Here is a 25,058-nt window from a genome sequence, read left to right on the forward strand (position 1 = left end):
GATATACGCAGATAAAATATTTAGTACAGCTTTATTTAATTGCGACTTCCTGGTCAAGAAAATTTTCTCACGGATGGCGTTTACCTATCCAAATTAAAAAAATCTGCGTCCATCCGCGAATATCTGCGGGCGACATTTTATACTCATTAATTCTTCTCGAAATAATGTTGCCTGAATTTTTGTGGGCTCATTCCAAATTTCACCTTAAACATCCGGTTGAAATTGGACAGATTATTATATCCACTTTTATTTGCCGCCATGGCAACGGTATGATTTTTCTCCAGCAATAATTTTACTGAGTGATTCAAACGCACTTCTTTCAGGTAATCTGAAAAAGTCCTTTTTGTTCTCTCGAGAAAAAATCTGCAGAAAGATGTCCTTGTCATGTACACAAGTGAAGCAAGATCTTCCAGCCTGATATCTTCATGAAAATGCTGAAGTATGTAATTGAATACTTTATTGAGCCTGTCGGCATCCTGGAGATTTGATCGCCAGAAATATTCATCTGAAATAAAATCCAGGTCGCCCGATTGTGAAAGAATATCCAGTATTTCAAGAAGCAGGATCAATCTTTGAAAACCATTCGCCTCAACGATCTTGTGCATTTTTTCATTGATTTCCTTTTTTGTTTTTCCCCGAAGATCGAGTCCACGGGCCGACATTTCAAGCAATTGATTTACTCTTTTGGATTGTGGCAGGCTAAGAAAATCCTTCCCGATTGAATCCCTGGTGAAATGTATAACGATCGACCGGGCCTTCAGGTCCTCATTTTTTTCATAATAGGCCGCCGGATTTTTGTACAGATGAGGAAGGTTCGGTCCAAGGAACGAGATATCACCATGTGAAAAATCCGAGGTCGTATTGCCGACAAATCTTTTTCCAACGCTTTCCACCACCTGTACCAACTCGAATTCCGGATGATAATGCCAGGGCGTCGCAAAATAGGGACATTCAAAGGCGGCGACAAAAAATGACTCTTCCTTTCCCACAGGAAGATGCTCGAACATTGCTTTCATAATGGCTCAATTGGTGAAATATTCTCCCGATTCGACTCCAAATTAAGGGAATAAGGAAAACAAAATACAATGTTTGGATAATCAGATGGAAAAATAAAGTCCGGTTGCTGGCTATTTTTATCGGATTATCTCCAAAAACGAAATTGCTTTATGGGTTTTGAAATCAGTCCTGAACAGGTACAGACCTACCAGGAGCAGGGATATATCATTGTTCCTTCCTTGTTTACTGAGGAAGAAATCGAAAAACTCTATAAAGTAGCAATGGAAGACCAGGTAATGGCACAACATGCCTATGACCTTAATGATCAAACGGGCAAAAAGACAAAGCTGACACTTTGGTTCACTCCCGGAAATGATATTTACGGTTTACTTACCAGAAGCAAGAGAATTGTAGAAACCGTTGATTCTCTTATGGATGGTGATTCATTGGTTTGTCATTTTCATTCCAAACTGATGCAAAAGCAACCAAAAACAGGCGGAGCGTGGGAGTGGCACCAGGACTACGGGTACTGGTATAAAAATGAATTTCTTTTTCCGGAACAGATGTGTTCCGTAATGGTTGCGCTGACAGAAGCAAATAAAGCAAACGGGTGCCTCCAGGTGATACCGGGGTCGCATAAAATGGGACGCATAGAGCATGGATTTTCGGGAGAACAGGTGGGTGCCTCCATGCGGTATGTCGAACTGGCATTAAAAGAAATGCCATTGGTTTATGTAGAGCTTAAGCCCGGGGACACACTTTTTTTTCATCCGAATATTCTTCATCGTTCGGAAGCTAACCTATCAGATAAAGCACGATGGTCATTGATCTCGGTTTACAACCGCCAGAACAACAAACCATATAATGAAACTTCAACCTCATGTATTTCACCGATTGAAATGGTACCGGACGATGCATTCATGTATATAGTTCCGGAGAAGATTACCGACAATGCTTCTTTTCTGGTAAAAGAAGAAGATGTAACACTCAAAAATAACTGACCGGGGAAGATGACTAAGACTGTTTGCCGTGGATCTTTTTTCTATTGTACTGTTTTGATTCTGAGCTCCTTTCTTGTTTTTAAAGAAGGGCATGCTCAAAAAAATATTGTTTGGAATTCCGCAGATAAGAAGTGGCGCCTGGATTGGGATGTAGAGAGTGACAAAGCAGGTGTAAAAGACCTTGCTTCCGGGGCTGTGTTGTGGCAGGGAAGTCTGATGCCGTCATTTTGGTTACAAACAAGCGGTGGTAAGGCTTATGTAAAAGCTGGTATAAAGCCAGGTTATTCAGTATCACCAGGCACCTCTCAATTGATTCCGATTGTATTACCGGCGTTTGGAGAGGGGGTTTTAAAAGTGAATTCAGCCTTTTGGGGATTGGAGATCGAATCGCTGGAAATTAACTGGAAAACGAAAGCACCTGCTATTATAGAAATGTATTTCGGAACGTCAAAGATGGATACTTCCGCTGCGGCTGTGATGCCCGTATGGGACAGACCTTTCATGCCTGACTGGCGTGCAGGGAATTATTGCATTCCGGGAGCTAAAGAAGGCCCGGTACAGAGCTATTTCAGGATGTGGGATTTTGGAAATACCACAATCTCCCTGGGATCTTTTGCCACATCGATCGGCGCGCCTTACGGCGCTGCTTTTCCGCGTCCTACCCTTTTCGCTTCTATGGGTATGGAAAAGGGTTTTGTAACGATCGGCGCAGGTGAATTACCTGATGCTGCATTTGGGCTCACACTCGCAGCTACCAGCAGTTGCATTCAGCTTCTCTATCGCGAAGATCTTTGGGGAGCACAGACCAGTTCAAAACGCGTTTGGAAGAATCCATTACGGTTAACGGTAGGCGAAGATGCTTACAGTTCCATCCGGCAATACTTTTCTTCCTTTTCAAAACCGAACCGCACTGCTTCTGTAGATTCTGTTGCTTCGGTATGGAATACATGGGGCATGTGGAAGGATAGGAAGTATCCTATACGCCCTATTGCCGAACTCGCAGATTCGCTGCATTCGGGCATGGTTGTGCTGGATGATCCGTGGGAAGACAGCCAGGGTTCGGGTACTCCCTCGTTAAAACGCTTTCCTCAGTTCAATGAGGATATTTCATTTATCAGATCCAAGGGAATGCAGGTAGGCATTTGGGAGACTGTTGCCTGGATTGCCGATCCCTTTAGTGCTGGTCTTACCAACCAGGATCTGATCCTGAATAAATATGGAAAACCGGCCAAGGGTAACTGGGCCTTCAACCCCTGGGGTGAAGGCTATTATTGCCTTGACATCAGTTCTGCAAAAACACGCGCTTTTATAACTGAAAGAACCATCCGGATCATGAAAGCGATCCGTCCCTCTCTTATCAAGCTCGATTTCGGTTATGGGTTGCCGGATCCTAATATGGGTGTACCTGCAGATCCTGCTTATCGTGGAGAGAAATATTCTTTTGAGTTGCTTAAGCTTATTTACGCTGCTGCAAAATCGGTTGATCCGAAGGTGGCAATCATGTATTACAGCATCAACCCCATGTATCTGCCCTATACAGACGTAGTGTCCATGGACGACCAGGGAGATCTTGGTTATGATGTAAAAGGCGGACATGCAGAATGGAGCGTGTGGGCGTCACTGTTAGCTGACTGGAATACTGTCGTCAGCGGTTCTTCTTCTTACTCATGGGTTGACGATGATGAAGTAATACTTAACAGTTTTGTTCTCGGTCATCCGGGATCAGTTTTACCGAGTCATCTCGATAATAATCCTGTGCCGTTAAAATTTCTCAATCGCAGATACGCAATTAACACCTGGTATCGAAAAACCAGGAACTGGCAGCCGTTGTGGTTGAACAGTACAACAGGAAATCCAAATCAACCACCGGTATTGAATTGCTGGGGAAGGATGGAGAACGGCCGGCTTACAGCCGTATCGCTGAGAACTTCTCCGGAACCGTATGCGCCAAAAGAATTGAAGGAAATGCAATGGCAGGGAAGATGGTCGGTGGTATCTCAAACAGGTGCTGATCTTTTTTCAACGAATGCGCTGGTTGTAGTGCCATACGATGCTGGCTGGATCAGCATTCCTATGAATGCAAAACCATCATCAGTCAACGGTGAAGGAATCGGAGCAAAAAAATCAACTATAAACTGGACCTGGAAAAACGGAATACTGAAAATCGAAGTGACAGGAAAAGAACTCGATAATGTGGCGGGGATTGTCATCCGCAAAATGCAGGACTTAGTAGTTAATCATAAACCAATTTCTTAACCCAAAACTATCAAACGAAAAATTGCTGCTTATGTCAATTAAATTCAAACAACTAATCAATCCGCTACTGCTGTTGCTGTTTGTGCTGTGCCAGGTCACAGTACATGCGCAGACCCGGGTTAGTGGAAAAGTGACCGACAATACCGGCAAGCCGGTAACCGGTGCAACTATTACCGTAAAGGGCTCCAACGTCGCCACAACTTCGGGTGACGATGGTAGTTACCAGATTTCACTTCCTGCAGGATCCACAACACTTGTTATTTCTTCTGTAGGATTTCAGACTGTTGAAGTGAACGCCAGTTCGGGCACTGCCAATGTTACGCTGGTGGAAGTTACCAATAACCTCAATGAGGTAGTGGTAACAGGTTACTCTTCACAGAGAAGAAAAGACATCACAGGATCGGTAGCCGTGGTAAAGGTTTCTGATCTTACTTCAATTCCAGCTTCTTCTGCTGAGAACCAGCTTCAGGGTCGTGCTGCAGGTGTTACTGTTGTTTCCAACAGTGCACCGGGCCAGGTTTCCAAAGTGAGGATCCGCGGTTACGCATCTTTCACCGGAAATGATCCTTTGTACATTGTAGATGGAGTGCCGACAGGTTCCATCAACGGTATCAACCCTGATGATATCGAATCAATGCAGGTTCTGAAAGATGCAGCTTCTGCATCGATCTATGGTTCACGTGCATCAAATGGTGTGATCATCCTTACGACCAAAAGAGGAAGGTCCGGAAAAGCGCGTGTTTCTTACAGCGGTTATTATGGTTTGCAGTTCCCTGGAAAGGGATACTCTGAAAAACTCCTCAATCCACAGGAACAGGCTGACCTGTTGTGGCTCGCTACCAAGAACTCAACTGGTGGCACCCCAAGCAGTGTACAGTACGGAAATGGTGCAACACCAAGGCTCCCGGATTATATTCTTGCCGGTACTTTTTCAGGTGTAATGGAAGGAGACCCAGCTGCAAATCCTGCTCTTTATGATCTGAATTATGCAAACCTGGGTGATGCGTCTTATATTCCTTACCTGATTGTTAAGGCAAATAAGCAAGGAACAAACTGGTGGAACCAGGTCACACAGACTGCTCCGATCATTGATCAGAATATCAATATCTCCGGCGGTACTGCAGATAAAAGTCGATACCTCTTCAGCTTGAACTATTTCAACCAGGATGGTATCGTTGTAGAGAATTTCTATCGTCGTTATACGGCAAGGATGAACACAGAATTCGCTGTTGGTCGTCACATCAGGATCGGTGAGAATCTCCAGATACTTTTCTCTGATGCAAATACAGCTGATAACAATACTGAAGCATCAACTATCGCCTTGTCCCGCGATATTCTTTCTATTATTCCTGTTTATACTATTAAAGAAGGTGATTTTGCAGGTACAAAAGGTAATGGATTAGGTACCGCTGATAATCCTTATGCAATAAGGAAACGAAATGCACAGAACCGTAACCAGAACTTCAACATTTTTGGTAACGTCTACACGGAAATCGATTTCTTTAGAAACTTCACTTTCCGTTCCAGCTTCGGTGGTGGTTATGGCAACTTCAACTCCCGCGCTTATCCCACCATTGAGTATGAAGGTGCAGAGAATGCAAGAAATCCAAGGTTGACTACAACATTCAGCCGCTCACGTTCATGGACGTGGACAAACCAGGTCACATACAAACAGAGTTTCGGAGATCATGATATCATGGCTCTCGCAGGTACAGAAGCAGTTGAAGAACTTGCTGAATCACTCACAGGTTCAAGAGACAATTTCTTTATCTACAACAACTACGATTATATCACAACTAATACTGGTGCATCAAATCAGCTTTCCAGTGGTGGAATGGGCCAGCCATCTGCGCTGTTTTCCATCTACGGAAAAGTTGACTATGCATTCAAAAACAAATATCTCGCAAGCTTTACTATCCGTCGTGATGGTTCTTCCAGATTTGGTTCTGACAACAGGTATGCCATCTTCCCTTCCGGTTCACTCGGATGGAGGGTTTCTGAAGAAGCATTTCTTCGGGATGTTAAATGGATCAACGATTTAAAGATCAGGGGAAGCTATGGTACAATGGGTAATCAACGTATCGATCCGGCGAACCAGTACACCCGTTTCGTAAACAGCAACGGTGCTGCTAACTACGATCTGAACGGAACCAGCACATCAACACTTACAGGTTTCTATCTTCAGTTCATCGGTAACCAGAAAGGAAAATGGGAAACCAACATCACAACAAATATTGGCTTTGATGCGACTTTATTCAATGGAAACACTGATATCAGTTTCGACTGGTATGCTAAGAAAACACAGGATCTTCTCTTCCAGGTGGAACAGCTTGCAACTTCCGGCGGTACTGCGTCAGGTAATCCTCCTTTCATCAACATTGCAAGTATGAAGAATACAGGTGTTGACCTGTCTGTTACACAGCGTGCATGGTTTGGTGCTAAAGGATCTGGTGTTCGTTTTGAAGGAACATTGACCTTTACAACTTATAAAAACGAAATCACTAAAATTGCTGATGGCGTAACGTTCTTCGACTACAACAGCCCCCTGAACGAGCAGAACAGGATCAGCGGTGTGTTCACACGTAACGCTGTGGGTCACCCGATGAACTCTTTTTATGGTTATAAAGTGCTCGGTATTTTCCAGAATGCTGATGAAGTGGCAAAAGCTCCTACTCAGACAGATAAAGCTCCGGGACGTTTAAGATACCAGGATACCAATGGTGACGGCGCAATTACTCCCGACGACAGAGTTTTCTATGGTAATCCAAATCCGAAATTCTCGTATGGTTTGAACCTTGCATTCACTTATAAAGGATTTGATCTTACTGCCTTCTTCTACGGTGTACAGGGACGTGACGTAATCAACTATTCAAAATTTGGTCTTGATTTCTATCAATCAAGTCTGGGTAACAAACTCAAATCTACTTTGTACGAAAGCTGGCTCCCTGATGGTAGCCGCCCGAATGCAAAAATCCCAATGCAGGAATTGACCAGTACTTTCAGCTCTAATGCAAACCCGACTTCTTACTATATGGAAGATGGTTCTTACCTGCGTTTGCGCAACCTGAGTCTCGGTTATACGTTACCACAAAATCTGACCAGCAAGGTTAGAATTGATCGGGTGCGCTTCTATGTACAGGCGGTAAACCTGTTCACTATAACCAAGTACACTGGTTTGGATCCTGAGATTATTAGTACAGATGACAGGGCTGCTTTTATTGATGCGAGCACTTACCCTGCTGTTAAACAAATCATCTTCGGAGCCAATATTAATTTCTGATATTTTAAACCTGAGCTTGTATGAAAAAATCATTCATCATATTATTAATAGTATCGGGAGCTGTAATGACGTATGTGTTCCATGCGTGTTCCAAAAGCTTCCTCGACCGACCGTTGGTTGGTGCACTTAGTGAACCGGTGGTGGCCAACCAAAAAGGTGTTGACCAATTATTGATCGGTGCATATTCTTTGCTGGACGGATATCAGAACTCCAATGGTATCGGTGGTTGGGAATCAGCGGCATCCAACTGGGTGTTTGGTAGTATAGTTGGCGGAGATGCCCATAAGGGTACATGGGCAGGTGATCAGCCGGATATCGGCCCCATTGAAACGTTCACTGCCAACGCTACCAACAATTATTTCAATGTAAAATGGAAAGCAGTTTATGAAGGTGTAATGCGTACAAACACAGTACTGAAAATTCTTGCACAGGCAACGGACGTATCAGATGCCAACAGGGTAAGGATTACAGCTGAAGCGCGTTTCCTTCGTGGTCACTATCACTTCGAAGCTAAAAAGATGTGGGGTAATGCGCCATATATAGACGAAACAATGGCTGAGTTCACCGTGCCAAATGAAAAAGTTAACGTTCCGAACACATCCGATATCTGGCCTCAAATCGAAGCAGATTTTCAGTATGCTTACGATAACCTGCCGGGAACAATGCCTAATGTCGGCCGCGCAAACAAATGGGCAGCTGGTGCATATCTTGGAAAGACGCTTTTGTTTGAAAAGAAATTTTCAAATGCATTGACAGTCCTCAATGATGTGTATACCAACGGTACGACGTCATTGGGCCTGAAATATATGTTGCTGGATAAATACCAGGACAATTTTAATGCCGCAACCAAAAACAGCCGCGAGTCAGTATTTGCAGTACAGAGTTCTGTAAACGATGCTGCAGGCGCTGCCAATGCAAACTACGGTGATGTATTGAACGCCCCTTATGGTGGTCCTTTTGACTGTTGTGGATTTTTCCAGCCTTCACAGGACCTGGTAAATTCTTTTAAAGTTGATGCGACTTCCGGTTTGCCAAATCCTGATAATTATAACGCTGCACCACAGGTTACGAGTGACGAAGGCATCCAGATCACTCAACCATTTACTCCTTATGCAGGAACAATAGATTCCCGTCTGGACTGGGCAGTAGGCAGAAGAGGAATTCCTTACCTCGATTGGGGACTGCACCAGGGTATTTCCTGGCAGCGTGACCAGGCTTATGGCGGACCTTACAATACTAAGAAGAACGTGTATTATAAATCTCAGAAAGGAACATTAACTGATGGTTCATTCTGGGCGAGTACCGTTACCGCTATCAACACCAACCTGATTCGTTTTTCTGATGTTATTCTGATGCTGGCTGAAGCGGAAATCGAAGCGGGTTCTTTAGAAAAAGCAAGAGCCCTGGTAAATGAAGTTCGTGCAAGAGCTGCAAAACCTTCCAGCTGGGTGGTACTAGATGGAACAACAACACCGGCAGCCAACTATAAAGTCGGGCTGTATAACGATACATGGACTGATAAAGCAGCTGCTTTAAAAGCACTGAAGTTTGAAAGAAAGCTTGAGTTTGCTATGGAGGGCCATCGCTTCTTCGACCTGGTGCGTTGGGGTGATGCTGCAACAGTATTAAATAAATACCTCGACTTTGAAAGGAACATTCGTCCATTCTTTGGATCAGCTTCTTTCACGGCGGGCAAACACGAAGTTTATCCCATTCCACAAAGGCAGATTGACCTGAGTAAAAATGTCCTTGTGCAGAATCCCGGGTACTGAGTTTCATACAAACCAAACACAGTTAATAGTTGGTTGGGCGGAGATTTCTATCTCCGCCTTTTTAGTCAGGAGGCAGTCTCATTATTAGCGCGACACCAATGTTTCTTAAAAAATAACACAGATCATCCTGCCGATAGCCTCTAAGACTCAAAGACTGTAAGGAAGCTCGAAGCAAATTTTAGAGCAATCTTTGAGTCTTAAAGACTTCCCGGCAAAAAGGAAGTTATATAGTAGGAGAAAACAGCCAGTTTGAAAAAAAAACCAGTCCACAGAAACAGAAAACTGTAAACTGTGAACTGGCTGTTTAACTAAGAACTAAGAACTAAGAACTAAGAACTAAGAACTAAGAACTAAGAACTTTCTACACTGCATCCGACAAAGATGTAAATGTAAAATCTCGGATCTTCATCGGTGGTACCAACGCATGAATACCCGACTCTCCGCTAACGGTTCTTTCAGATTTTCCGAGTGCCTCCAGGTTATTTAACATGATGATCGGGCTCTCATTAAACCTGAAATTTTTCACCGGGAATTTGATCTGTCCGTTTTCAATATAGAAAGTTCCATCGCGTGTTAAACCAGTTACCAGCAATGTTTGCGGATCAACAGAACGGATATACCATAATCTCGAAACAAGAATTCCTTTTTCTGTGCTTTTAATCAGGTCTTCCAGTGAAGAAGTACCGCCCGCGACAATTACACCATCAGGAAAAGCAATGGCCTTTTCATTTTTTTGCTGGGCCCAGTACCTGGAATAGTAGAGGTTTTGCATGATTCCCTTATTGATCCAGTACACTTTTTCCTGTGGCATCCCGTCGCCATTCCAGCTACGGGTGGGCAATTCAGGATTAGAAGGATCTGAATATATGGTGATGCGTTCATCCACCAGCTTCTCCCCTTTTTTAGTTTTACCTCCCGGCTTACTCATAAAACTTCTTCCTTCATCTGCAGATCGTGCATCCATGTTGAAGAAGATATTTTCAAGCAGAACAATTGCTGCTTCCGGTTCAAGAATCACGGTGTATTTTCCGGGCTCGAGCGCTCTTGCATTAGCTGAATTGGCGGCTTTCTGTGCAGCAATTCTTGTTGCCGCTTCCACATCCAGTTTGCTTACATCATTATAACCTTTGGATGCATATCCGGAACCCTTACCATCTTCTGTGCGCAGAGTGACGTTGAAATTAACATTGGTCGCGGTACTGTATGCAAACAGCCCATGCGAGTTGATCATAGCTGAATAGCCGGCGCTATTCTCCATAAATCCTGCTGCAATCAACTTATTATCTTTTGCAATTTTCAAACTCTTTTCTACAGCATCTGCCCGCATTTTAGGATCCATTGCAGCTGTTGCATCTACAAATGTTTTTGATGCAGGCTGATACTGCTGCGGACCCAGGAAGGGCACATACTCCGGATTTTCAGGAGCGAGCCTGGCCAGTTCTTCTGCCCTTCTCACTACTTTTTCCAGTGAGGCGTCATCAAATTCATTAATCGTCGCTATACCGAGCTTTTTGCCAAATGCAGATGCTACCTGCAATGTGGATTGACTAGTCGCGCCGCTGGTGGAAACTGAATTACGTGCATAGCGGATATTGGCATTGTCGCCACCGCTGAGATTTATTTCGCATTCATCAGCTTTTGAATAGCTGAGTACTTTTTTCAATAATGTTTCTGCTTCGTCTTTTGTTAAGATGGGCATAAGAATTAAATTTTCCTTGCTGTGTTAATAACATTGATTCCATCAAACCTTGCGGTGGATGCTCCATGCGATACTGCACTAATCTGTCCGGGTTGTCCTTTCCCATCGAAGAAGGAACCACCTGTGCGATAATCAGATTTGTCTGCAACTGCACTGCAGGCATTCCAGAATTCCTGTGTGTTTGCCTGGTAGGCAACATCCTTCAGCATTCCAACGATTTTACCATCTTTAATTTCATAGAACAACTGTCCGCTGAACTGGAAATTATAACGTTGCTGATCTATGGAATAGGAACTTTCTCCAATGATATAAATTCCTTTTTTCACATTTTTAATGATGTCCTGCGGACTCATTTTTGCAGCACCGGGCTGTAAAGAAACATTCGGCATTCGCTGAAACTGAACGCTGCTCCAGTTATCCGCATAACAACATCCCTGTGATTCTTTCAACCCAAGAATATGAGCCTGGTCACGGATCACCTGGTAGTTTACGAGTATCCCATTTTTAATGATATCCCATTGTTTGGTTTGTACGCCTTCATCATCATATCCAACAGCACCAAGCGTTCCCACTTCCGTTTTATCCGCTTTGATATTAACATTCTTACTACCAAAATTGAAATTGCCGGATTTCCATTTGTCAAGGGTCAGGAAACTGGTTCCGGCAAAGTTTGCTTCATAGCCTAAAACGCGATCTAACTCTGACGGGTGACCGACAGATTCATGAATCGTCAGGAACAGGTTTGTGGGATCGATAACGAGATCATATTTACCCGGCTCAACAGATCTGGCATTCATTTTTTCAGCAACCTGTTTCGCTCCTTCGCGTGCGTCTTCCATCATGTCATAGCTATCGCGATACAAAGTTGCCTGTGGCAATTTGATCTTATCGGCGGCTTGCGGAATTACATATTCGTAACCACGACCTACAGGAGCACTCAATGCATTTCTTGTTTCAAATTTTCCTGACTTCTCATCAATCTTCGTTATGGTAAATGTTGGCCAGATGCGATGAATATCCTGGTCGATATATGAGCCATCTGTTGATGCAAAATATTTTTGTTCATTGACAAAGAACAGGATACTGTTCATATAGTTTGCACCACCTTGCATTGCTGCGTCATTAACAGACAATAACAGGTCGACTTTTTCCTTGATAGGAACTTCGAATGCATTTTTTTTGATCGGCGTTTTCCAGCTGACTTCTCCATATCCTTTCTGTGGTGCGAGCTGCACTGGTTCAGACAACAGTCTTGAATTTTCTTTTGCTATGGCCACGGCAAGCTCGGCTGTCTTTGCGATCGAATCTTTGTCCATACGGTCAGTCGCAGCAAAGCCCCATCCACCATTTGCCAAAACCCTTATTCCGATACCATAGGACTCGGTGTTAACGACGTTCTCCACATTTTTTTCGCGGGTAACGACAAACTGGTTCAGGTAGCGGCCGATTCTAACGTCGGTGTAGGTGGCACCTTTGGACCGGGCTGCATTCAAGGCCACATCTGCTAAAAGTTTTTTTGCGGCTGGATCCCCGTAATACCAGGGAGCATCAAGTGGCAATGGGTTTCCGAGCAATGCCCGTCCAGGAATCATCAATGACCCCAGACCCATGCCAGCCATGGATAGAAATTCTTTACGTTTCAATGGTTAATAGTTTTTGTGAATACGATCAGACGTACAATTTAGGTAATGGCTTAATGAGAAGTATGTTTTGGTCAGGCTTTTTTTACGAAAGGCGGAAGAGGGAACAGGAAGACGCAAGCATTCCGCAGGAGGCCTGAAGTAAAACGTTGACCGTTTAACGCTGGCCTTTAAGGATGCGGAAAGCCTGGGTAGCTGCGGCTGGCGATTATTGTTAAAGCAGGACAAGTGGTAATGACAAAAATGACAGACAATGTAGAATACCCAGAAAAGGGAAAACGTAGAACGTAAAACGTCAGACGTTAAACGTTGAACGTAAGCTTATCCGATGTAGATAACATCATAAAAAGATCGACCTGTGTTGGTCGAGCATTCTTTCAATTAATGAAGAATCGCGGCACCACGTAGACCTGCGTAATACGTTCAACATTTGTATTGTACATGGAACGTATTACGAATGTTTATCCGATGTAGCTAACATCATAAAAAGATAGGTTTGTGTTGGTCGAGCATTCTTTCAATTAATGAAGAATCGCAACACCCACGGAGACCTGTGTTATTCATTGAACATTGTATTGTACGTTGAACGTATTACGAATGTTTATCCGATGTAGCTAACATCAAAAAAGATAGGCCCGTGTTAGTCGAACATTCTTTCGATTAATGAAGAATCGCGGCACCCACATAGACCTGCGTAATACGTCCAACATTTGTATTGTAGATTGAACGTATAACGAATGTTTATCCGATGTAGCTAACATCATAAAAAGATCCGCCTGTGTTGGTCGAGCATTCTTTCAATTAATGAAGAATCGCGGCACCCACATAGGCCTTCGTTATACGTTCAACATTATACATTGAACGTATAACGAATGCTTATCCGATGCAGTTACCATCATAAAATAATTGGCGTATGCGAGAAAGGAATTCTTTCAATTTTTGGAAGAACACCGCATCTGCATAGGCCAGCGTTTAACGTTCAACGTTCAACGTAATACTTTACACAGCGTCAGACAACGACGTAAACGTAAAGTCCCTGATCTTCATCGGAGGTACCAGGTAGCTCCTGTAAGACTCAACACTGATGCTGCGTTCAGGTTTACCGAGCGCCTCTACATTGTTGAGCATAATCACCGGGCTTTCGTTAAACCTGAAATTTTTTACCGGGTATTTGATTTGTCCGTTTTCGATATAAAAAGTACCGTCGCGGGTAAGCCCGGTGAGTAAAAGTGTTTGTGGATCCACCATACGGATATACCATAAGCGGGAAACAAGAATTCCTTTTTCTGTGCTTTTGATCAGATCTTCAAGTGAAGCATCTCCACCTTCCATAATGATATTGGAAGGAAAAGGAACAGGCGCCACATTTTTCTTCTGGGCCCAGTAACGGGAATAAGAAAGATTTTTTACCACACCTTTATCGATCCAGGTAGTTTTCTCCAGAGGCAGTCCATCGCGCGTCCAGGTACCGGCCGGAAGTTCAGGATGAAAAGGATCTGAGTAGATCGTTACTTTTTCATCCATCAGTCTGTCTCCTATCCTGTTGCCACCACCCGGTTTACTCATAAAACTCCGCCCCTCATCTGCACTTCGTGCATCGAGACTCCGGAACATATTTTCCATCATGTAGGTAGCGGCGACAGGCTCAAGAATTACCGTATATTTTCCTGGCTCAAGCGCTTTTGCGTTTACAGATCCCGTTGCTTTCTGTGCAGCAATTTTTGTTGCGGAATAAGTGTCCAGTTTGCTTACATCATTAAAACCTCTGGCAGCATAACCTGAACCCGTACCCGCAGAATTACGCATGGTGATGGTGAAATTCACATTCGTATCTGTATTATATGCGAACAGACCTTTTGAATTCGCAACTGCATTGAATGAAGTTGAATTTTCGAGAAATCCTGCAGCTTCCAGTTTTGCTTCTTCTGCAACCTTAATACTTTTTGCAACAGCTTCAGCACGTGTATCCGGCGTCATTGCTGCCGTGTTTGCGTTATAAGTGATGCTGTCTTTAAATGTTTGCGGACCGAGCAGCGGCATGTACTCCGGATTTTCAGGAGCGAGCTGCGCAAGTTCTTCGGAACGCCTTACTACTTTTTCCAGCGAAGCATCATCAAATTCATTGATGGATGCACTGCCGGATTTTTTTCCAAAAGTTGAAGTAACGGATAGGGATAGTGTAGAAATATCTCCAGCCGTTGAAACTGCATTCAATGCATAACGGATGTTGCCACTTTCATCGCCACTCAGCGCTACTTCACACTCATCGGCTTTCGAGTACGACAACACTTTTTTCAATAGTTTCTGCGCGTCTTCCTTTGAATATATTGCCATAAGAATTTTAGATTTTTCTTGCTGTGTTAATTACGTTGACCCCATTGAAACGCGTTGTTGCACAACCATGTGAAACAGCGTTTGACTGACCAGGCTGACCTTTGCCATCGTTGAATGCACCACCCAAACGATAATCTGATTTGTCGGCTATTGCAGAACAGGAATTCCAGAACTCCTGCGTATTGGCCTGGTAAGCCACATCTTTCAGCATGCCTGTAATTTTTCCGTTTTTGATTTCGTAGAATGTTTGTCCGCCGAACTGGAAATTATAGCGTTGCTGATCAATACTGAATGATCCGTTGCCGATGATATATATTCCTTTTTCGACTCCCCTGATGATATCATCGACTGATTTCTTTTCTTTGCCCGGCAGCAGCGAAATATTCGGCATTCGCTGGAACTGAACATCAGCCCAGCTCTGCGCATAACAGCAACCCTGTGATTCCTTTAGGCCGAGTATATGAGCCTGATCGCGTATGGCCTGGAAATTAACCAACACGCCGTTTTTGATGATGTCCCACTCTTTGGTACCAACACCTTCGTCATCGTAACCAACTGCTCCAAGAGATCCCTTCTGCAGTTTGTCGGCTTTGATATTTACGATATCACTACCAAATTTGAAATTGCCGGATTTCAGTTTATCTAATGTAAGGAAACTTGTTCCTGCATAGTTTGCTTCATATCCAAGTACGCGGTCCAGTTCTGTCGGATGCGCTACAGATTCATGAATAGTGAGCCAGAGATGCGAAGGATCAAGAACGAGATCATATTTACCGGGCTCAACCGAAGGTGCTGTCAGTTTTTGTTTTACATCTTCAGTTGCTGCCTTCACGTCCTCGATGATATCATAACGGTCTTTATACCTTGTTACAATTCCTTTTACTTTTTCTGAATCACTTGGAGTCAGGTATTCGTAACCCATACCTACCGGTGAACTGAACGAAGCACGTGTTGTGAATTTTCCACTGGCTTTGTCTACACCGGTAACTGTAAATGTTGGATATATCCTGTGTATGTCCTGGTCAATATAAGAACCGTCAGAAGATGCAAAATATTTCTGTTCATTTACAGCAAGAATTGCTGCATTGATAAAACTTGCACCACCCTGTACGGCGAGATCATTTACTTTCAATAAAAGATCGACTTTATCTTTTACGGGAACAGTGAACGCATTGACTTCGATCGGTGTTTTCCATGAAACCTGTCCATAACCTTTCTGTGGTACAAGATTCACCACATTCGCTTTGATTTTTGAATTTGCCTTTGCAACGGCAACTGCTCTTTCCGCGCATTTGGCTACACCATCTTTGGTAACCTCATTGGTTGCAGAAAATCCCCAGCAGCCATTGGCAATTACCCGAATACCAACGCCGAAAGATTCGGTATTAGCGACATTCTGCACTCTTTTGTCGCGGGTAATAACAAACTGGTTGAGGTATCTTCCGATCCTTACATCAGTGTATGTTGCTCCCTTTGATTTAGCAGCATTCAAAGCGGTATCCGAAAGTTCTTTTTTAACCTTTACATCGATACCATCGTTTAATAAAGCAGATTCATCAATCTGCTTTCCAGCCTGCATAAACCGGGGAATCATAATTGCCCCGACATTCATAGCAGACAATTGAAGAAATTCTTTTCTTTTCAATGTATAATCTTTTGGGTGATAAGAAAAACAGAACAATACTTTCCGCAGCAGGTTGGATGTCATCAGAATTGAAAAACCTTTGCTCAGGCAAACTTTTTTTCAATCCATAAAAAAACAGTACTCAATATAAGCATTAGATATAAAAAAACATCCGGTAATTTTTTTCTATGGCTGATTGCCGGCGAAAGGGTTTCCCTTTTATCAGCATTATTTTTAATCAATTGTTTTGTATAATTAATCCGTTCCTGCATCCTGATATTTTTCCAATCCTTGTCGCTGTAAATATATACGCTTGCAGTGTCTGAATTACTGGTGATCTTATCGAGCCATCCTTCCTTTTCTGGCCAGTATTTTCCCTTGTAAAATCCACCAGGATCTGCATCCTGCTCAAGTGCAATGTTAACATTATCTACAGACAATTTTTTTGCGTTATTATCGCCGGAAATCAATGTAAAACTCATCTCTTCATCAACAACCGGAAAACGTGTGTCGGTGCCAATTCTTTCGCGTCTGTTGTCTTTCAGCGCAGCAGCGTTGATAATTGTAGTCCATAGCTTAGCAAATGCAAACTGATTTCCACTGAGTGCAAGTGGATACAATGAAGGCATCAGAGAGATCACTATGCTTCCTCTGCCGTATTTTATTTGACCAACTAATACCCTGTCAGCAGAATCCCTGATTATAGAAATGCTATTTTCTGACTGTTTTAAAAATCGGGCGTGGCCATCTGCAGGGACAGCAACAAGACTTTTATTTTCTCCCGGTTTGAATTTGATACTATTTGATATTTTATTTGCAGCAGTTAATGAAAATGATTTCCTCAATATATCTTGCCGTGGTAAAATACTATCGGCAGTGATCAGAAGTCCGAGCCCGGTTTCAGAAACATAATTGAAGACCGATTGCCTGTCTGATGAACTCAGACGATCGAATTCTTCCGTATCGCAAATCAATACATCTGCAGATCTGATTTGATTCAGCAGTGTTTGTTGCTGTGTTTGTTTTGAAACGTTCAGGTATTTTCTTTCAATTTTATCTTTACTGGTACGGACCCTCGAGATCACTGAGAAACTTTCGCCAGAAAGCCAATCCTGGAAAAATTTCTGCTCAAAGCCTGGTGACGATGAAAGCATAATGATCGTTGGCTTATCTGCGCTGATAACCTTTACCGGAACAGCGTTTGACTCAAGAGTATCTTTTCCAGATAAGGCAAACAATTGGTACACTGCACGACCATTAAAACGCGGGATAGATTTCAGTGTAAAATTAAAAGCGGCGTATGGCTGTATCAGAACAGAATCTTCAACTTTGCCGAATACAGATAATTTTAACGTAACCATATTTTGAGAGGAATTCCGGTACCGGCCCTGAACCCGCAATTCATTACCTGTGATTACTTTTTGATTCCAGTAGACAGCAGTAACACCCTCGCTTTCCCGGGTGGGATTGAATGAAATAACCGACGGCATTTCGGAAAACCTGGTACCTATCGGAAACCCATATCCGAACAATTGAAAATGGGAAATATCTGCCGGTGCTTTGAAAAGATCTGCTCCTTCAATTACCAATGCACTCTCGTTATTTTCAATTGCAGATTGAATACTGTCCTGGGAATAACCCTCAGTTAAAATGATGCCCAACCTTTTTCCATCGGTAAATTTTTTACCCGTCCAGGTAACCGGGTACAACAAACAATATATTGATGCAAAGCAAACAAGAGTGGCAAGCATGCGAAAAACGCGTCGCTTCGGATTTTTTCTCCTGTGTTCCCGCCACGAGAAGTAAATGATGGCCGCGAGAATAACGATTGCTGAAATGATCTGCATCATCTCCATCAGTGCTGCAGTTTTTTCAGGTTGCTGAAATAAATGTCAGATAATATTTTATCGACTGGTGTTTTCAAAGACGGCGTTGCTGACGGATCGGTCAACATCAATTGAAAGGCCTTTGATACTTTAATTACATCTGCGGATTGAACAGGTTGATTGGATTCCAGCGCCGGTAAAATTGTCCTGAGAGATTTTAATGCGGCGAGATAGTCAGCCGGGGCATCCATCGCTCTCCTGCTTAATACAAGATGGGCTTTTCTTAACTCTTCCAGGTCCGAAGAATTAAATGACTTTCCGGCCATCAAATCATTCATAGTGCCAAGAGCATTACGTACGGGGTCGTCTGGAGATGGCTTATATTCATTAAAAATGCTGTAAACCGGTTGTACAATTTCCCTAAGGTCGCCGGTTAGCCTTGTTTCTGGTTTTAACGGTGTTGTTTTCAGATTTGTTTTTGCTACATAAGCTCTTGATTTCTGCTGCAGGTCCTTCAATAAACGCAATGCTTCATATTCAAAGGGTAAAGCATCTTTTGGTTTGTAGGTTCGCAGCTGCAATTCAGACTTCCACATTTCATTGAGCGTCGCACGGAGTTGCTTTTTAGTTTCAGCATCAAAGTAAGTTGCATCTTCGGCATTATCATGTGAGTGACCATACTCACTCAGGATATCAGCATTGTTATCAGGTATTCCGGTAGCATCATCTTCGTGACCATCTCCTTCATGTTCATATGTAGAAGATTCTTCACCGAGAAATTTCCCGTACCTGAGCCGTAACAGCTTCTGATCTATTCCGAGGCTATTGGATTTTTCCTGGAATTGCTCTTTTGAAATATTAAGTTGATCACGAAGCAATTGTTCTGTTTCTATAATGATCTGCCGCTGACTTCTGAAAAATTCCGGTTTGATATCAAGACCTGAATTCAGTCCTTCCATACTGAAAAGCTGCGCTGTATCCTCAAGAATTACCCTGAATATATCAGAACGTTTTTCCTGCTTGTTATTATCAACAGCACTGACAAACAGGTAAAGTTCATCTCCGGGGATCATGCCAAGACTTTTCAAATCTATCTGTTGGTTGATTTGATATTCCCGTGCGTGAGCTGAAAAATGAATGCCGGTCGGGATATTCTTTTGTTCAAATTTTACAGCTTCTCCACTTCCACGCGAAACAGTTGCGGATACTTTTGCTGCGGATATCCCGTAATCATCTTTTATCAGCGCATTAAGTTTAAATCTTTCAGGATCTCCATAACGGATTAATAAATCAGGGGCCGGTGATTGAACTTTGATTTCCGGAGACTGATCTGTGATTAATTCGATCTGGTAAAGCGGCGAGGATTGTCCACTGAAATTAACCTGGTAGTAACCTTGTCCGGGCATCTCAGATCTGATTTCCCAATTTTCAGCACCGCCCGATGATTGTGCAGAAATTCGTTTTGAATCATTGACGACAATTTCAATTGCGTGGATAGTACCCGAAACATTGATTTCCCATCGGAGTTTAGAAGCGGGTAAGGCTTTAATTGAACCGCCTCGTTGGTGTTGCTCTTTTATCCCGGTATATGCTGGCGGTCTTACCCAAACATCAATTGATTTTACGATCAACGGTCTTTTAACTGTTTCAGTTTTCGCTTCAGCTACTGGCGATTCACCTGTTATTTTGGGGAGTGAATTTTTTGTTGCAAATGCCATTACAGAAATTACAAGCGCCGAAATAGCCAATACTCCAAATGCAAGTTTCAGTTTTGGATTTGTTCGCTGCGGATGCGAAATCCGTTGTAGCCGGCTCATTGCCTTCTGCATCTGTATCTGTTGAAGAAAATTCAGATCATCTGTGTTATTAAGTAACAGCACGCTGCTTTCTTCCAGTTCCGGATATTCTCTATCCAGGAATCTCGCTACATCGATTACATCAATTTTCCAGGATTTGTCAATTCTGATCAGCAGGACGGCGAGGATAATTGTCACAGGAATAAGCCAGAGATATGATATGCCAAATAAATACGATAAAAAAAATCCCATAACCAGACTGATGCTGATGGCGGTGATGATCCATGCCAGCCACGTGCTTCGCACCCATGCGTCACGTATTTTCTGAAAAATGATATTTACCGGAGCCTTGTTCACTGCAGTCTGGCTTTTGAATGTAATGCCACTATTCTTTCAATGCAGATGGTGACCAATAGTATCCACCATATCCATCGCGGAAGAACTGATTCCGTAACGGAAAATTCAGAAATACCCTTTCCTGTATACGCTGATGACGTTTTTACCTGCCCTGTATCAACCATTCGCGGATCGTATTTCTGATTAATTTCCTGACCGGGCTCTTTCAGTATCAACGAATAAATGAGGTACGGAAAAGACTCATTCCAGATAAGATCCGTCCATGCCGGGTTGAATTTTGTGCGAAGGATATATTTCGATGCATTGGCTGAATCGCGATACAGCACTGCATCTCCTGAAGCATCATACCACAGCATATTTCCGGCATTGTTTTCCATCCGATCTTTAAAAGCCCTGAACAATTGTACTTCGCCTCCTGTTGATTTATAATCTCCATTTATTTGAAGAACAGAATTGTTCTCAATGAATTCGCCGGACGCATATACGAGTACCTGCTTTGCCTTTATTTCCTCTGGAATTATTTGTTCACTGAGCCAGAATATCCAATCTGCATGATCAGCAATTGATTGGCCAGTCGTAACTGATGTAATTTCCATCCTGACTCCCGTAGTGGATGCAATGGCTTCAAGGGCCGCTTTCAGATATTTCCCATCAGTTTTTCCTGGCTCATCTACGATTATCATTTTTCCGGGAGCGGTGTCAGCAATTACCGGAGCATTATCATCATAGGATAAATAAATCTGATCAGCTTCGGTTTTTATTTTATAAGAGGACGGTGGATTTGTCAAGCTGATTTTATCTTTTGTCTTATTGAGTTCACCTGAAGTTCCAGTCGCTATCACAACATCAACACTATCTTCTGAAATCAATCTTGCTCCACTGATGTATTTTGTTGAACGTGGCGGTGATTGACTAAAAATCCAATGGATAGCTGCATGGGAAGGCGGTCTTTTCCCGTGGTATAGATTCAATTGATTATTTGAAAAAATGAAAACAGGAAAATCCTTTGCAGCTTTCTTATTGATCAGTTGAACCAATTCCCATGGTTTGATGGCAACTTCATTATTATGGTTTTTAAGATCTTCACTCCATTTTTTTTGATTCATGACGGAAAGGGAAGTATCCCATTTACGAAAAACATACCCGTTTCTCTGGAGGGAATCGATAAGTGCCTGGTGATTGGAAATAGTTTGTTCGTATACATCGGAACCTGCAATTATCCATCCTGCTTCTTTTTTTTCTGTAGATGAATTCGTCAGATAAGGTTTCGCCATGAAAAAACTGATCAGCAGGATGAACAGGCATCGAAGCATTAACAGCAGCAACTCCGAAAGTTGAAGACGGTTACTCGATTTTCTCGATGAAGCAGGTATGAATGCTATACTTCCGATTTTGAGCACACGACCCTTGCTGACGTTCCAGAAATGAATCAGTACAGGAACAGCGATTGCAGCTGTCGCCCATAACCATTGTGGTTGTAAAAAACTAATCAACGATCAGGATTTAAATTGATTTCTTTGCTTCAGGAAATCACGCATCGCAACTTCCAGGGGTTCATCTATTCGCATCATCCTGTAATAAATATTTTTTTCGACCATCTTTTTTTTCATTCGTGTGAAATATTCCTGCATCTGGTGCTTCATTTGTGTTTTATCCTGCAATCCATCATAGACTACCTGCTGGCCTGTTTCCAGATCTTCGAGTGCGTTATAATCATTAAAGTCAAACTCCAGTTCATTCTGAGCCATAATGTGAAATACAATTATTTCATGCCGCTGCGCAGAAAGTCCATCCAGCATTTGCATGATCTCATTTTCTTCCTGGTACAGATCGGTAACGAAAATCAACAGTTCTCTTCTGTAAGATCCGCTGAACAGATCACGATACTGAACAGGAGTCGTAAACTTTCCGCCGGGTTCAATCTGCTCCAGCCGATGACAAAACCTGTTCAGATGCTGAAAATCATTTTTCACCGGGAGGCTGAATAATTTGTTATCCTGAAGAACGTATAAACCGATACCATCAGTTTGTTGATAGGCAAGCCATCCGAGTGTTGCTACAAGGTATCGCGCATAATCAATCTTTGTAAAATCGCCATCACGGTGCAGCATAGACGCGCTGGCATCGACCACAAAACGAACAAATATACTGGTATCGATTTCAGACTCACGTATGTAATACCGATCAGAGCGCGCGTAAAGTTTCCAGTCCAGCCAGCGAAGATCATCGCCAGGTTCATAGCTTCTGTATTGGCTGAACTCAAGACCCGGCCCTTTCACTTTGCTCTTGTTGATACCTGAAGTGAATCCGTCGATAGTTGTCCTGGCCGCGAGCGGCAGGTTTTTTAATGACATCATTACAGCAGGATCAAGTAATCGGCTCATATAAAAAATAATTGAACAGGATCATTAATTCCGATTCAGATGGCAATGAAGTTTGTTCAGGAGTCAATAAGATCGATAACATCAACGTATAACCGTTTCCGGCCGGTGAACGGATTTAATCAGTTCCCTTGTAACAGCATCGGAACTCAGGTTTTCAGCTTCTGCTTTGAAATTCATCAAAATGCGATGTCGTAATACAGGGTAAGCCATCGCATGAATATCTTCCATAAGTACACTATATCGCCCGCGAAGCAAAGCCCTGGCTTTTGAAGTCAGTATCAGGCTCTGCCCTGCCCTTGGACCGGCACCCCACCTCACCCATTCCTTTACAAATGATGATGAACTGGTATCAGGTCTTGTCGCCCTGATGAGGCGACTTACAAAAGTGATGAGATCATCATTGATACTGACATCTCTTACGAGCTTCTGGATTGTTTTGATTTCATTCCCGTCGAGTATCGTTTGCACAGAAGTGAATTTATTACCTGTGGTGTTTGCCAGCACCGCAATTTCCTCTGCTTCTGTTGGATATCCGATTTTTATGTACAGGAGAAATCGGTCAAGTTGAGCTTCAGGGAGCGGATAAGTACCCGCCTGTTCAATGGGGTTTTGTGTTGCCAGGATGAAGAATGGTCGCTCCAAAGCATAAGTCTGTCCGCCATAGGTAATCTCGAATTCCTGCATGGCTTCCAGCAAAGCGGATTGCGTTTTTGGTGGAGTTCGGTTGATCTCATCAGCCAGGATAATATGTGCGAAAAGCGGACCCTTATTGAATTTGAAAAAACGTTTGCCGGTGGCATGATCTTCCTCGAGAATCTCTGTACCGATCAGATCTGTAGGCATCAGATCGGGTGTGAACTGAATGCGGCGAAATGACAAATCAAGCGATCTTGAAAGCGTTCTCACCATTAATGTTTTCGCCAGACCGGGCACCCCTTCAAGTAAGCAGTGGCCGCCAGCGAGCAGGCTTACCAGTATTTCTTCAATAACAGAGTCCTGACCTACAATTACTTTTTGTATTTCTTTTTTCAGACCGGAAAGCTTTTCCAGTAATGATTCCACAGTTTGCTGAAGGTTCTCCAATGACGTCAGTTTTCATTAAGTAAATCGACAATGCGAAGGGAGAAAATTAGAAAAAAATCAGCAATGTTTGGCGAATTCTGATGAACGGGGATAGGAAGGGCGGGAAAGAAGGACGAAGAGCGAATTGAAATCACCTTTATGGAGATAAAGTTTAAAAATAGAATCCGATGATCCCGGCTTCACATTTAACATGTTTATTGAATAGCCTTTATGCTATCAGGTAATGGTATTTAACTGAGCGTTTAAAAATAAATTCTCTTTATAGCCGGTTCCAAACCTAATTTTGGTACCAGTTTTGGGATCGAAATTCACTTTTACAAGAATAAAATACCGTTCCGGCGACTGGGATACAGATCAGCGCATGCCTGCGAACATGCTTAATTCCCTTCTGGAATACACAACTATTCCAATTGCCACGCAGGAAAAAGTGGTAGAACTTCATGGAAATGATCTTTTTTTATATCCATTCAGTTATCTGAGTGGTCATAAGCTCGTTCAGTTTGATTCCGGGGAAGCCGCGAATTTTAAAAAATATGTAGAGAATGGAGGGTTTGTTTTTGTTGACGACTGCAATCATGATATTGATGGACTATTTGCTAAATCATTTGAATCACAGATGGGCAGACTGTTTGGCAATGATGCATTAAAGAAGATCCCCAATAACCACGAAATATATTCATCGTTCTTTAAGTTCGAAAAAGGACCGCCCAATACCGGTTTCGAGCTCAATGGTTGGGGTGATGATCTGATCCATGATTATCTGAAAGCAATTGAAATCAATGGACGCATGGCCGTATTGTATAGTAACAAAGACTATGGTTGCGAATGGGATTATGATTTTCGTAACAAACGTTTCCTCGCAGAAGACAATACTAAGTTTGGAGTGAATATTATCGTGTATGCGATGGGGTAAGGAAAGGCCGGGTTTCGGAGGGGACAGCCAGGCAATAGCAGGAGGCAATAGCCGATAGAAAACAGCCGGTGTCTGAATATTATACTGTTAAGTTTTC

The 25,058-nt window shown here is 42.9% G+C and carries 15 protein-coding genes; 5 read left to right on the top strand and 10 right to left on the bottom strand.

The features are described from left to right. Positions 1 to 146: 146 nt before the first annotated feature. Complete coding sequence (locus P2W82_RS03255) at positions 147 to 1,016, bottom strand: AraC family transcriptional regulator (protein ID WP_336514401.1); 870 nt, start codon at positions 1,014 to 1,016, stop codon at positions 147 to 149. Positions 1,017 to 1,166: 150 nt separating this feature from the next. Here P2W82_RS03255 and P2W82_RS03260 point away from each other — a divergent pair, with 150 nt between their 5' ends. The 4 genes from P2W82_RS03260 to P2W82_RS03275 are packed head-to-tail and all read left to right on the top strand — an operon-like array spanning position 1,167 to position 9,305. Further along, a complete protein-coding gene (locus P2W82_RS03260) occupies positions 1,167 to 1,997 on the top strand; it encodes a phytanoyl-CoA dioxygenase family protein (protein WP_336514402.1) in 831 nt (276 codons plus the stop codon). Between the two features lie 9 nt (positions 1,998 to 2,006). After that, positions 2,007 to 4,253: an alpha-amylase family protein gene (locus tag P2W82_RS03265; protein ID WP_336514403.1), complete on the top strand. Its 2,247-nt coding sequence runs from the start codon at positions 2,007 to 2,009 to the stop codon at positions 4,251 to 4,253. Between the two features lie 31 nt (positions 4,254 to 4,284). Continuing rightward, positions 4,285 to 7,533, top strand: a complete 3,249-nt coding sequence (locus tag P2W82_RS03270; RefSeq protein ID WP_336514404.1) for a SusC/RagA family TonB-linked outer membrane protein — start codon at positions 4,285 to 4,287, stop codon at positions 7,531 to 7,533. A gap of 20 nt (positions 7,534 to 7,553) precedes the next feature. After that, positions 7,554 to 9,305 carry a RagB/SusD family nutrient uptake outer membrane protein gene (locus P2W82_RS03275; RefSeq protein ID WP_336514405.1) on the top strand — a complete coding sequence of 584 codons (1,752 nt, stop codon included), beginning with the start codon at positions 7,554 to 7,556 and terminating at the stop codon, positions 9,303 to 9,305. Between the two features lie 361 nt (positions 9,306 to 9,666). Here the strand turns inward: P2W82_RS03275 and P2W82_RS03280 are convergent, their stop codons facing one another. From P2W82_RS03280 to P2W82_RS03320, 9 genes are all read right to left on the bottom strand, one after another. Next, on the bottom strand, positions 9,667 to 11,004 hold the full coding sequence (locus tag P2W82_RS03280; protein WP_336514406.1) for a TldD/PmbA family protein: 1,338 nt from the start codon (positions 11,002 to 11,004) through the stop codon (positions 9,667 to 9,669). Between the two features lie 5 nt (positions 11,005 to 11,009). Continuing rightward, positions 11,010 to 12,647 (bottom strand): TldD/PmbA family protein, encoded by a 1,638-nt coding sequence (locus P2W82_RS03285; RefSeq protein ID WP_336514407.1) that lies wholly within the window; start codon positions 12,645 to 12,647, stop codon positions 11,010 to 11,012. 996 nt (positions 12,648 to 13,643) lie between these two features. Beyond that, positions 13,644 to 14,978, bottom strand: coding sequence for a TldD/PmbA family protein (locus P2W82_RS03290; RefSeq protein WP_336514408.1), 1,335 nt, complete (start codon positions 14,976 to 14,978; stop codon positions 13,644 to 13,646). Between the two features lie 7 nt (positions 14,979 to 14,985). Next, positions 14,986 to 16,686: a TldD/PmbA family protein gene (locus P2W82_RS03295; protein ID WP_336514409.1), complete on the bottom strand. Its 1,701-nt coding sequence runs from the start codon at positions 16,684 to 16,686 to the stop codon at positions 14,986 to 14,988. A gap of 20 nt (positions 16,687 to 16,706) precedes the next feature. After that, complete coding sequence (locus tag P2W82_RS03300) at positions 16,707 to 18,458, bottom strand: hypothetical protein (protein ID WP_336514410.1); 1,752 nt, start codon at positions 18,456 to 18,458, stop codon at positions 16,707 to 16,709. Then, positions 18,458 to 20,581, bottom strand: coding sequence for a DUF4175 family protein (locus P2W82_RS03305; RefSeq protein ID WP_336514411.1), 2,124 nt, complete (start codon positions 20,579 to 20,581; stop codon positions 18,458 to 18,460). The genes P2W82_RS03300 and P2W82_RS03305 overlap by 1 nt, the downstream gene beginning before the upstream one ends. Beyond that, on the bottom strand, positions 20,578 to 22,074 hold the full coding sequence (locus P2W82_RS03310; protein ID WP_336514412.1) for a BatA domain-containing protein: 1,497 nt from the start codon (positions 22,072 to 22,074) through the stop codon (positions 20,578 to 20,580). The genes P2W82_RS03305 and P2W82_RS03310 overlap by 4 nt, the downstream gene beginning before the upstream one ends. A gap of 3 nt (positions 22,075 to 22,077) precedes the next feature. After that, a complete protein-coding gene (locus P2W82_RS03315) occupies positions 22,078 to 22,965 on the bottom strand; it encodes a DUF58 domain-containing protein (RefSeq protein WP_336514413.1) in 888 nt (295 codons plus the stop codon). Between the two features lie 81 nt (positions 22,966 to 23,046). Continuing rightward, complete coding sequence (locus P2W82_RS03320) at positions 23,047 to 24,048, bottom strand: AAA family ATPase (RefSeq protein WP_336514414.1); 1,002 nt, start codon at positions 24,046 to 24,048, stop codon at positions 23,047 to 23,049. Between the two features lie 283 nt (positions 24,049 to 24,331). Here P2W82_RS03320 and P2W82_RS03325 point away from each other — a divergent pair, with 283 nt between their 5' ends. Further along, positions 24,332 to 24,961 (top strand): DUF4159 domain-containing protein, encoded by a 630-nt coding sequence (locus tag P2W82_RS03325; RefSeq protein ID WP_336514415.1) that lies wholly within the window; start codon positions 24,332 to 24,334, stop codon positions 24,959 to 24,961. The last annotated feature ends 97 nt before the right edge of the window (positions 24,962 to 25,058 follow it).

It is taken from the genome of Pollutibacter soli, from assembly GCA_029269725.1.
In the GTDB taxonomy this organism is placed as follows: domain Bacteria; phylum Bacteroidota; class Bacteroidia; order Chitinophagales; family Chitinophagaceae; genus Pollutibacter; species Pollutibacter soli.